Annotated in this window: 8 protein-coding genes; 6 read left to right on the plus strand and 2 right to left on the minus strand. The window is 55.2% G+C overall.

Annotated features, from left to right (window positions below; genetic code table 11):
* Positions 1 to 44 precede the first annotated feature (44 nt).
* Positions 45 to 812 carry a LytR/AlgR family response regulator transcription factor gene (locus tag FHG12_RS01745; RefSeq protein ID WP_139513972.1) on the plus strand — a complete coding sequence of 256 codons (768 nt, stop codon included), beginning with the start codon at positions 45 to 47 and terminating at the stop codon, positions 810 to 812.
* Positions 813 to 1,316: 504 nt separating this feature from the next.
* Here the strand turns inward: FHG12_RS01745 and FHG12_RS01750 are convergent.
* Complete coding sequence (locus FHG12_RS01750) at positions 1,317 to 2,747, minus strand: RagB/SusD family nutrient uptake outer membrane protein (protein WP_139513974.1); 1,431 nt, start codon at positions 2,745 to 2,747, stop codon at positions 1,317 to 1,319.
* A gap of 16 nt (positions 2,748 to 2,763) precedes the next feature.
* Positions 2,764 to 5,964, minus strand: coding sequence for a SusC/RagA family TonB-linked outer membrane protein (locus FHG12_RS01755; protein ID WP_139513976.1), 3,201 nt, complete (start codon positions 5,962 to 5,964; stop codon positions 2,764 to 2,766).
* A 624-nt stretch (positions 5,965 to 6,588) separates the two neighbouring features.
* Here FHG12_RS01755 and FHG12_RS01760 point away from each other — a divergent pair.
* The 5 genes from FHG12_RS01760 to FHG12_RS01780 all read left to right on the plus strand — a co-directional run bounded on the left by FHG12_RS01760 (position 6,589) and on the right by FHG12_RS01780 (position 12,082).
* Positions 6,589 to 7,803 (plus strand): aspartyl protease family protein, encoded by a 1,215-nt coding sequence (locus tag FHG12_RS01760; protein ID WP_165699272.1) that lies wholly within the window; start codon positions 6,589 to 6,591, stop codon positions 7,801 to 7,803.
* A 602-nt stretch (positions 7,804 to 8,405) separates the two neighbouring features.
* The gene (locus FHG12_RS01765; protein WP_139513978.1) at positions 8,406 to 8,804 is read left to right on the plus strand and encodes a hypothetical protein; all 399 of its coding nucleotides are present in this window, start codon (positions 8,406 to 8,408) and stop codon (positions 8,802 to 8,804) included.
* 136 nt (positions 8,805 to 8,940) lie between these two features.
* Positions 8,941 to 10,248 (plus strand): PAS domain-containing protein, encoded by a 1,308-nt coding sequence (locus tag FHG12_RS01770; RefSeq protein WP_139513979.1) that lies wholly within the window; start codon positions 8,941 to 8,943, stop codon positions 10,246 to 10,248.
* A 42-nt stretch (positions 10,249 to 10,290) separates the two neighbouring features.
* Complete coding sequence (locus FHG12_RS01775) at positions 10,291 to 10,659, plus strand: hypothetical protein (protein WP_139513980.1); 369 nt, start codon at positions 10,291 to 10,293, stop codon at positions 10,657 to 10,659.
* 286 nt (positions 10,660 to 10,945) lie between these two features.
* Complete coding sequence (locus tag FHG12_RS01780) at positions 10,946 to 12,082, plus strand: glycoside hydrolase family 43 protein (protein ID WP_139513981.1); 1,137 nt, start codon at positions 10,946 to 10,948, stop codon at positions 12,080 to 12,082.
* Positions 12,083 to 12,182: the final 100 nt, after the last annotated feature.

Here is a 12,182-nt window from a genome sequence, read left to right on the forward strand (position 1 = left end):
CTTTCCTTCTCCTACCTATCTGCTATCCCTTGTGACTTTTTCGGATGAACTATCAGGCAATTATCGTGGACGACGAGCAGCTTACTCACCAAGCCATCCACCGCTCGCTGAACCAACTACCTGCTACACAACTACTTGAGAGCCCCTCTGATGGTGCCGAAGCGGCCCTTCATATTCTGCGGCACCGGCCGGAGATTGTATTTCTGAGCATTCAGCTGCCGCGCCTCGATGGCTTTAGCGTGCTGAAGGAAGTGTGGCTGCACTACCAGCCGTGTTTGGTATTTCTTACTGTCCCCGACTCCTACGTGCAGCAGCACTTAGAAACCAGCGGTGCAAACCATCTTGTTAAACCCTTTACCACCATGCAGTTACAACAAGCTATTGGCCGGGTAAAAACCGATTTGGCCCAGCAAAACCACCGGGAAGTAGATCAACTTTTACACAACCTGCTGAGCGAAGGCCAGCCCAGCCGGGCCTATATAAAGCGCCTGCTGGTGAAAGACCAGCGGAAGATGTTCTTCATCAAAGTCGACGACATTCTCTACTTCGATGCTGATGGCAACTACATCACGCTGCATACGGCCAAGCGTAACTACACTATATATGAGAGCCTGACGCAGCTGGAGCAACGCCTCGACCCGGCCGATTTTACGCGCATCAACCGCTCCTACATCGTCAACCTCAACTACATTGAGGAGCTCGAATCCTACTTCAACGGCGAATACCTCGTGCGCCTGGTCGGCGGCCATTGCCTCAAATGGACGCGCTTCTACCGCGACAACGTGAAAGCCTTTCTTTCTAAAGACACCTGAATCAGGTAGTTGTCTGCCGTAAACGCTTTTATTTATCTGAATATTCAAACACTAAAGTATTCGGCTCGTACGTTGACATCAGCAAAACGTCGCTTTAAAAAAGAGTACGAGCACTTCACATAATCTATAAGTACGTGTAGCAGGCAACTGCTTCATCTTTGTGTCAGGTTCGTGTCCCGCATGTAGCAATAGGTAAATCAGGAAAAGGCAGCTTGTGATGATGTTTGTCTTTTTAGAGAGGGTCATGAACAGATGCAGAAAAGCGCGCCCGGTAAGTGCGAGGGGCTGCAACCCCGCGGTAATCTTGAAATCTGGTGAGTGAGTTTCAAGATTTGACCAACAGGATGACGAATCCTGTTTGTTGCTTGACCAGGCGCGCTTTTCACTTTCTTCGCTAAAAGAGATTCTTTTTGATCAGCATAATCATTTGACTATCAATATATTTCAAAACAAGAGCCCGGCCGTGAAAACGGCCGGGCTCTTGTTTTGAAAGGCTGTAAGCGTTTAATAGCCAGGGTTTTGCTGCAAATTCGGGTTGTTCTGCAAGTCTACTTGCGGAATGGGCAGCACGAGCTTGTTGTCACCATAAGGCACCGCCGGGGCCGTGCCGCGGGCAGGTACACCTTGGCGCGTACGCAGCAAGTCGTAATAGCGATGGCCTTCGAAAGCCAGCTCCAAGCGCCGCTCCAGCAAGATGCTGTTGATCAAGGCATTGGCAGTAGCAAAGCTACCTACCGTATACGAAGGTGTGCCGGCGCCTTTCGAGCGATCGCGCACTTGGTTGAGCAGCGTCACGGCTTCCTGCGTAACGCCAGTGATGCGGGCCAGCGCTTCGGCGCGGGTGAGCAACACCTCCGGGTAGCGCACAATCGGCACCCAATCCCCGATGCTGGCAAATTTGGCGGTGTACGGAATGCCGCCCGACAGCGTCACCAGTTCGGTGCGGCGCTTGTCGTTGGCAGGGAACAGCGTGGTGGGGATGGCAACGTAAGGCCCAATGGTGATATCGCCGCGGCCGGTAGGGCCATAGTGCTGACCTATCGCATTGTTGGTGTTGGGGTTATCGCTGATGTTGTTAGCCACTGAGAAGATGGACTCCGCTGTATTATAAGGTGGCGCAAATGTCGTGGCTGGGTCGGCATTCAAATGATACAAGCCCGAAGTGATGACAGCATTGGCGGCGGTAGCGGCGCTGGCATAGTCTCCTTTATATAGGTATACCCGCGAGAGCAGGGCCTGCGCTGCGCCTTTGGTAGCCCGAGCAATGTTTGAGTAGTCGGGGTCGTCGTAGTCGGTGGGCAGCTTGGCGGCCGCATCCGTCAAGTCGGCAATGACTTGGGTGTACACGTCGCGCACCGACGCGCGCGGCAGCTGCTGAGCCGCATCGTAGGCCGAAGCCGCGTCGGGGGCAGTCAGCTGAATGGGCACGCCGGGGTGCGAGGCGTCGGCGGTGAAATTGTAAGGCTGCGCGTACAGATTCACCAAAGTAAACAGGGTCAGCGCCCGGATGAACTTGGCTTCACCCACGTATTGGGCTGCCAGCGCAGCCGTTACCTTGCTGGCATTTGGCTCGAAGTTTTGGAGGAAAAAGTTGGCGCCATAAATCGTACGGTAGCCGCCCGTCCAGCCATTAGTCGTCTGAATATCATTGGCTTGTGGCGAGAACGTAGCGATAGTGTTGAAGTACGGCGACGGATCGGTGTCATCGGAGCGTACGTCGCTGTAAATCAAGGCCCGGCCGCCCAGAAACTCGGGGTTTTGCAGCGCATCGTACATCCCGATGGCCGCTTTATCGATGCGCTCGGGCGTAGAGAAGGCCTCTTCGGGAGTCAGGCTTGACGGGGGGTCCTGATCGAGAACCTCGCAGCTGGGGGCCGTAGCCATCAACAGGGCCGCTACGGCCGCTTTCCAAAACAAGTGCTTTTTCGTATTCATAGGGAAAGGAGTACCATTAGAGGCTTAAGTTCAGACCAACGGTGTAGCTGCGCGGCTGCGGCACGGCGCGGTTGTCGACGCCAAACGCGATGTTGCTATTGTCGCGGTTGGAGTTGACTTCGGGGTCGGTGCCTTTGTAACCCGTTATCACAAAGGCGTTTTGCACCAGTCCGTACACACGCACGTTGCTCAGTTTGAAGCGCTGAAGCACGCCCTTAGGCAGGTTATAGCCCAGGCTGATTTGCCGCATGCGCAGGAAGTCGCCCTTTTCAAGCCAACGCGTCGAGGCTTGCGTCGAAACGTTGTCTTGGAGCACCGGCTTGGGCACGTTGGTTTGGTCGCCGGGCTTCTGCCAGCGGTCGAGCATTTCGGTGATGTTGTTGTTGTAGTAGTTGGTCAGCAGCCCGGCGCGCGTGGCATCGTAGAGCAGGTTGCCGCCGCTGTACTGCAAAAACACTCCTAACTCTAACCCCTTGTAAGAGAAGGTGTTATCAAAACCACCAAACCACGTTGGGTAGCCACTCTTTTCGGAATATTTGAAATCGCTGGTGCTGATGGGCGTAGTCGGTTCGCCGGTAGCCGTTAGCCAGATCCGCTGCACCGCATCATACTGCTTGATGTTGCCGTTGGCATCGCGGAATTGGGCGTTGCCGTTGTCGGGGTTTACGCCCGCCCACTCCGGCAGGAAGTACACGCCCAAACGCCGCCCGACGCTGGCCCGCTGGTTCTGAAATACGACGTCGTTGGGGTTAGCCGATTGGCCTTCGGGCACCGGCAAGTTGGTAGCCAACGACGTGATGCGGTTCTTGACGCCCGTAAAATTCAGCGCCGTAGTCCACCGGAAGCCATCGCTGGTCTGTAAGTTGGTAGTGTTTATGGTGGCCTCGAAGCCGCGGTTATACATCGAACCAATGTTCTTGGTAACCACGGTGCGCACGTAGTCAATCGGGTTTGGGATGCCTGTAGTGCGCAGCGCCGGCGCGTCCAGAATGAGATCGCTGATGTCATTATCGAAGTAGTCCAGCGTCATACCGATGCGGTCGGTCAGCAGCGAAATATCTGCGCCGATGTCGAGCTTCTTCGACTTTTCCCACGCCAGGTCGGGGTTACCTACTTGCGTGATATTCAGACCGTTGATATCGGCATATTGCCCCGCCCCGATTTGCGTACGGGCCGCATAGGCTGCAATACCCGCCGAGTTACCGACTACCCCGTAGCTGGCCCGCAGCTTCAGGTCATTGACGAACGTGAGGCCTTTCATAAACTCCTCCTCCGTCAGGCGCCACCCAACGGAGCCGCCGGGGAAATAGCCGCGGCGGTTGTTGGTACCAAACCGCGAGTCGGCATCGGCGCGGAAGCTTACCGAAGCATAGTAGCGGTTGCCAAACGAGTAGTTGGCGCGCGCCAAGTACGACTCAAAGCCCCGCGAGAAGCGCGACCCGTCGGCCTGCAACGCCTCGGTCGAGAGGCCCGACAGGATTTCTTTGAACTTTGGATCGGCAAAGTTGGCGGCGTAGGTACTGATCTGCGTTTGCGTTTCTACCTGATATTCCACGCCGGCCGTGAGGTCGATGTTGTGGTTTTCGGCGAACGTATGGGTGTAGTTGGCGAAGTTGGCCCAGTTCCAGAGGTTCTGACGCAAGTCGTTTACTTGTACCAAACCGTCGCCCAGAATGCGGCCTAGGCCCGACAAGCGCGGATCACTGTACTGATCCTCAAAGTTTTGCAAATAATCCGCTCCGAAGCGGCTCGTCAACTTCAGCCCCTTCAACGGCTCTACGGTTACGTAGCCATTGGCCAGCAAGCGCTGCGAGGTGTTGTCGTTGCGCTGGTAGGCAAGCACGGCGCTGGGGTGGTTAACGGCGTTGAGGCGATAGGTGCGGTAGAACGGGTAGTTGGTTGTGCCAATGGTGAACACATCGCCGCCCAGGTTGCCGAACGAATCGAGGAAATAGTTGCCGCTGGCATCGCGCACCGGAAAAATCGGGGCGGCATTATACCCCGATACCGTAGCGCCGGCCAGGTAGTTGTCGGTGAGCACGCCGTTGTTGAGGGTTTTGGCGTAGCTCGAACTGATGCCGGCTTTCAACCACTTGGTCGGTTGCAAATCGAGGTTTAGGCGTACCGAACCACGGCGCAGGCGGTTGGCTACCAGCACGCCTTTTTGGTCGGTCCAGTCGCCGGAGCCGTAGTAGCTGGCTTTATCGGAGCCGCCCGAAATGGCAACCTGGTAGTTCTGCGAAAAGCCGCGGCGGAAAATTTCCTTGAGCCAGTCGGTGCGGTCGGGCTTGCCATCACCGTTAAAATCGGTGTCGCGGGCGATGACCGAAGTAGGCGTACCGGCGCCAAAACGGTTGAATGCTTTCTCGTTCTGGATGGTAATAAACTGGTCGCCGTTGAGCAGCTTTGGCTTTCTAACTACTTCATTCACACCTATATACGAGTTCACCGAAACATGATTCTGGCCGGCTTTACCACGCTTGGTAGTGATGATGACTACGCCGTTGGCGGCGCGCGAGCCGTAAATAGCCGCCGCCGAAGCGTCCTTCAGCACGTCCACCGACTCGATGTCGTTGGGGTTGATGTCGGCCAGGGTGTTGTAGCGCGTGCCGTTACCGGTGTTAAACTGGTTGGCGTTGCTGATCTGGTTGGTGGGCACGCCGTCGATCACGATCAGCGGCTGCGAGCTGTTGCTGATGGAGTTGGCCCCGCGAATGCGAATGGCTACGCCGTCGGCCAGCGCGCCGCCGGGGTTAGTGATCTGCACGCCCGCGGCCCGACCGGTCAGGGCCTGATCGAAGCTCTGGACGGGCTGGTTGAGCAGCTTTTCCTCCGAGATCTTCGCCGTGGAGCCCGTGATATCTTTCACATCCTGCGAGCCGCCGTAGCCTGTCACCACTACTTCTTGCAGTTGTTTGGTGTCTGGCGCCATCGCCAGGTTTATCTGGTTATCGGTACCGATGACGCGGTCGACGTTAACATAGCCAATAGAGCTAAACGTGAGGGTGCCGCCGCTGCTGGGCACGCTCAGGGTGTAGGTACCATCGGCGTTGGTCGAGACACCGTTGGAAGTACCTTGTAATAAGATCGTTACACCGGGCAGCCCTTCTCCCGTTTGCCGATCCGTTACCCGCCCCGAGATGGTTCGACTTTGGGCAACAGCTCCATGTAAGAAGCTGACCATGAGCAGGATGCTCATAAGTAGGATTTTTTTCATGTAGCAATGGAATGGGTGAAAAATCAGGACCTATTCCGCCAACCTATCGGAAGAATAGTTTGGCCAAGGAGCAGATAACCCATCTCCTTCCCCCACCCTATTATGCAGAGCGAGTTAGTAGTTATTTAACATGCACTTTTTGCCTTATGAGTGCATAGCTAGTCCGAAAGCGGGTTTTTGGGTGCGTAGCCCCTACTGTTGAGGTGTAGCTGACGCTGCTCTTCCACCCCGGTTTTGCACCTAATGTATTTCGCCTGTTGCCGGGGGCAAACGAAGTGGTCGAAACTCACTTTAACGGCGCACCATCGTCTGAGCGCGAAAAGAAACAGGTCAAACCAGAATTCCTTCACTCTGCACAATATCCGTTGAAGGAGGCCGCCAAAGGCAGTTTTTATGCAGTCGAATTTGGTTCGCACGTCCGGCTACCGAGGCCGCGACCCGCTCCAGATAGAGACTCTAAACTCCCTTCCGATGTATACTGGTTCGCGTTTATTCCTGCCAAAAAAAGCCAAGTCCGAGCAACAAGCTTCTCTACATTTCGTCAGCTCCAAACCGACTTCTCCCTACTCTGTAAGCAGGAAACGGCTTTTATATAAATCCTTATTAATCAAGCTATTACTACTAATGGCTGCTTACTGCTTGTGCTTGCAGGCCAGCGCCCAGATTCCGGCGTTTCACTTCAAGAAAGCGGGAGTGCAGACGGCCTCTATTCCGTATGCTGCCCAGAATGACCTGATTATAGTATCAACCAAGCTCAACGGCAAAGGCCCTTTCAATTTCATCCTGGATACGGGCACGGCTACTTCCATCATCACAGATGCCGGCCTGCGCGATTTGGTGGGCATCTCTACGAATCACCAATACGCGGTGGCTGGCGTCGGTACCAAAGCTCCCGTCACGGCTCTGCGCACAAACCCCGTGCACGTAGAAATACGCGGTGTAGAGGCTCCTTCGCTGGTGTTCATCATCCTTGCCGAAAACACGCTGGACTTGGGCGGCAGCCTGGGGATACCCATTCATGGTGTAATGGGGTACGACTTTTTCAGCAGCTTTGTGGTCGCCGTAGAGCCCATTCCGGGCCGGCTTGTCCTCACTGATCCAGCGGCTTACCAAGGTCCCGAAGGCAAAAAATGGTCGAGCCTGCCCCTAGAACTGGAGGACGAAAAACCTTATATCAGTGCCAAAATTGCGGTTACGAGCCTGCTGGAGCAACCCGTACGGCTCATGGTGGACACAGGGGCGGGCCACGCTCTGTCGTTGGAAGCCAATGCCGGCTCGTCGTCGATTATGCTGCCGGCTCAGCGGCTGCGCACCGATCTGGGCCGCGGATTCGGCGGACTCATTACCGGCCATGTGGGCCGCGTCAATACCATCTCGCTAGGCGAATACCGGGTGTCGTCGTTGCTGGCTTCCTTCCCCGACTCCAGCAACCTGCGTCAGCGCATCAACATCGCCCGCGACGGCAACGTGGGTTTCGACCTGTTGCGCCGCTTCGACCCGGTAATTGACTATCCGCACAACCGCCTCTACTTGAGGCCCAACCGCTTGCAACGCGCCCCTTTCGAATACGATATGGCCGGGCTCAAGCTGATGGCCGCCGGCCCGCAGTATCGGCAGTACATCATCTCCCACATCGACCCCAATTCGGCGGCGGCCCAGGCGGGATTGCATCCCGAAGACGAAATCGTGTCGATCAACGTGTTGCCGGCCAGCGATTATACCCTCTCTCAACTAAGCCATCTGTTCCATTCGCAGAATGGTCGCACTATACCGGTGGTAGTACGGCGGCCCGACGGCATCTTATTTAGCACGATGCTACAGCTAAAACGCCAGATTTAACATCAATTTTCTTCGCATCTTTTTTCAATCTTACCTCGTATATAAGTATATACAAATCAAAGAGTTATAAAACAATTAAATAAATAACTGTTCAGCAGGAATAGGTCTAACCGCCAACAGAAGGACAAAAAGAAGTAACGCATTAGGAAAAAACAGATTTTATTATGTTTTTCAACGCTTCCGTTATATTTCTCCTCCCACCCAACGCCTAAGACCTAATGACCGACCTCCTTCCTTCGCTGCCAATACTACTATTGGCTTTCACCGGGCTCATTTTTATCCTTAGCCCCGAAAGACGCGAAACCCATGAGCTGCTCAGCCCAACGGAGCAGGAAAAAGAAGAATAGGACCAGCTTCTCTTTTACAGATTCACTTTCAAGCCCTGACCAAAAAGTCAGGGCTTTTCTTATGTGCATGTAGCCAATGTGATGCCCAGCGCCATCTTAGTAAAATCCTGTTTATCAGCTAGATACTTAGCTCGTCAGTAATTCAGGCAGGCTGAGCGAGGGCCGGCCGGTGCGGCTGTGGTTTAAAATTGTAGCACCAATACCCAACCCAACGGCCCAGCTTGCGTATCGGTCAACCTTGCTTACTCCTTTGCTATGGCCAAACGCCTTCTATACGAAACTGACTCCATTAGCATTTACTACGACTACGCCGAAGAGTGGCTGCACGTTGACTGGCACGGCCCCCAAGACTACGATTCGGTTACGACGGGCGCCATGCAGATGCTGCAGTGCCTGAAAGACGAGCAGTGTACTAAAGTATTGAATGACAACACGTTGGTAACCACCATGTGGTCGGATGCCTCGGTGTGGGGCGGCGAAGTGTGGCTCCCGCTGATGGCCGAAGCCGGCTGCCAATACTTTGCGTGGGTGTACTCGCCCAACATCTACAGCCGCCTTTCCACGGACTTGACCTTGCAGCACAGCAACGCGGGCGTAATCGTGCTGACCTTCGACGACATTGCCACCGCCGGCTCTTGGCTACGGCTGATGTAGCGGTACCCAACTTTTATTATCCCGACGCCGGTTTACAACCGGTATAATCCCCGGCAACATCGGTAGCTTTGCTCCGCGTAACTGTTTCGCGTTGGGTATTGTGGATTTGCTGCGCCTTTTAGATTCTTCTGCTACTATGGCTTCCTCTGTTTCTCCGGTCAATTATCAGTCGCTGTTTCGGTCTTTGCCCGACAATTATTTGCTACTGCTGCCCGACGGCACCATTGCCGACAACTCCGACAACCATGTAAAGGTGTCGCTGAAGAGCCGGGCAGAAGTGGTGGGCAAACCTTTCTTTGAGGCTTTCCCAGCGGCCGATCAGAATGAATATCAGGTAATTGCCAATTCGCACGAGCACGTGCGGCAGCATCTGGAGCCGCACACCATGCCCCTAATTCGCTACGACCTCGAGCGGCCCGCCGCGCTGGGAGGCGGCTTTGAGGAGCGCTATTGGCAAGCCACGCACTACCCGCTGCTCGACGAGCAGGGCCAGCTGCAATACATTCTGCAACGCACCCAAGACGTAACCGAGCAGCACCAAGCCGCGCTACGCGCCGAAGCCGTCGCGCTCGAACTCGAAGAAGCCCGCAACCGCTCGCAGTTTATCCTAGAGTCGTTGCCCATTATGGTCTGGACGACGTTGCCCGACGGCCGCGCCGATTACAGCAATCCCCGCTACCTACAGTTTACGGGGCTGACCCCGGAGGCCATGAACGATTGGGGCTGGACCGACAACCTGCACCCCGACGACCGCGAGCGCGTGTTGCAATCCTGGCAGCAGGCCGTCCGCTCCGGCAGCGAATACCAGATTGAGTACCGCCTGCGCCGCGCCGATGGGCAGTACCGCTGGCTATTGGTACGGGGGGTGCCACGCTTCAACGAAAATGGGCAAACTACCATGTGGGTCGGCTGCAGCGTCGATATTCATGATCAGAAGACGTTGGTGCAGGAGCTTTTGCAGGCCAACGAACAACAAGCCGCCCTCTCCGACCAGTCGTACCAAGCGTATCAACTGGTTGAAAGCCAGAACGAAACGTTCCAGACGCTGCTCACGCAGGCGCCGGCGCTCATCACCATTTTGCGGGGCAAAGAGCACGTGTTTGACTTTGTCAATCCGATGTATCAGGCGCTGTTTCCCGACCGCCAACTCCTAAACCGCTCGGTAGCGGAGGCCATTCCGGAAGCCGCTGAGCAAGGTTTCAGCGCCCTGCTCGACCAGGTATATCAGACTGGCGAAACCTTCTTTGGCAAGGAGATCCTGCTGAAGGTGCAGCGCCCGAACACCAACGAAACCGACGATATCTATCTGGATTTCACCTACCAAGCTTTCAAGGAAGGCGGCCAGATTGTGGGCGTGTTTGTGTTTGCTTTCGACGTTACGGAAGTAGTAACGGCGCGCAAAAAGCTGGAAAACTTCCACGAGGGCCTCAACGATGCTTCTTAGGGCCATGGGTACGATCATGAAAGCCGTCCAAGCCCGCTTGTTATGGACATAACCAGCCTGGATTTTCAGCAGGCCAACATCAAGCAGGTGCTCTTCAAATCGCGTCTGCGCTCGGTGCTCTACGGCGTGCGCGAGGCGGACGCAGCGTTGTTTTCAATGCAGGAAAATCCGCTCGGCCAGTGGCTATACTCAGTGGTGAAGCCTAAGTACAGTTCTTACCCCGAAGTGCGGGAGATTGAGCGCGCCATGCAGCAGATGATGGACGCGGGCCGCGACTTGGTGACGCAGTACCAGCGCGGCCGCATCGAAGAAGCCCGCGCCGGCATGGATCGGGTGGATACCTACGCCAACCAGATTACGACTCTGTTGCAGCGGCTGGAGAAAAACATCCGCACGAACACAACTGTCTAGACGCTTAGGCTCCTTACCCAGCGCCGAAAGCGTAACTATCACTCAATCTGATAGTTGTGTGTCTAAATATTCCATTACATTCTATCTTTCGCCACGACTAAGTGGCACCGCGCGATGCGGCGCATTTGCCGCATGCACCTTCTTCGCGGCGGTTGGGAATACTTGAAAAAGGCCGTCAACGTTTCTGTTGCAACTTTTGCTTCGGAAGCGGCGCGCGCAAATAGTGTAGAAACTAGTTGTATTCGCTTGTACATTGCCGGTATATTCTTTCAAAAAACCAACCCAAATGCCTACCCTTTTCAAGTTGAAGTTTGCCGCGCTTGCGTTGTCGGCTCCCTTGGCCTTGTCCAGTGCTTGCCAAAGCAACACTTCCAAAACGGAAACCAGCACCACGACTACGGCCGAAGCACCCAAAGCCGACTCGGCTGCCAGCGCCGCGCCGAAACCCATTTCTAAACCGCTGATCAGCACCATCTACACCGCCGACCCCTCGGCTCACGTGTTCAACGGCAAGATCTACATCTATCCATCGCACGACATTGAGGCGGGTATTCCGGAGAACGACAACGGCGACCACTTTGCCATGCGGGACTACCACATCCTGTCCATGGACAGCATCGGCGGCAAAGTAACCGATCACGGTGTAGCCCTAGATATCAAGGACATACCATGGGCGGGGCGTCAGCTGTGGGCACCCGATGTAGCCTTCAAAAACGGCACGTACTACCTGTACTTCCCGGTGAAAGACAAGCAGGATGTGTTTCGCATTGGCGTAGCCACCAGCACTTCCCCCACGGGCCCGTTCAAGGCGCAGCCTAAACCCATCGAGGGCAGCTTCAGCATCGACCCAGCCGTGTTCACCGATACCGATGGCAACTCCTATATGTATTTTGGCGGCATTTGGGGCGGCCAATTGCAGCGCTGGGCCACTGGCAAATACGAGGCAAATGGCTCCAAAACTGACTCCGGCAAAAACAACGAACCAGCCCTGAGCGCCAAAGTCGTGCGCCTGAGCAAAGACATGCTGCACTTCGCCGAGCCCGTGAAAGACGTGAAAATCGTGGACGAGAACGGCAAGCCCCTGCTGACCGGCGACCACGACCGCCGCTTCTTCGAAGGATCTTGGATGCACAAGTACAACGGCAAGTACTACTTCTCCTACTCTACCGGCGACACCCACTTCCTGGCTTACGCCGTGGGCGATTCGCCGTACGGGCCGTTTACCTACAAAGGCGTAATTATGAACCCCGTACAAGGCTGGACGACGCACCACTCCATTGTCGAAATCAAGGGCAAGTGGTACATCTTCTACCACGACACCGAACTATCGGGCAAGACGTGGCTGCGCAACGTGAAGGTCACCGAGTTGAAGCGCAAGCCCGACGGCACCATCGAAACCATCGACGCCTACGTCAAGCAATAGATTTTTGGCCCTGCCTGCTTATCGTTAAAGTATCGCCCGTTGCAATCCTGCACGGGCGATCTGCTTACAGGGCATTCTATAACGCATTAATTATCAATTG

The sequence above is a fragment of the Hymenobacter jejuensis genome, assembly GCF_006337165.1.
Taxonomy (GTDB): Bacteria; Bacteroidota; Bacteroidia; order Cytophagales; family Hymenobacteraceae; genus Hymenobacter; species Hymenobacter jejuensis.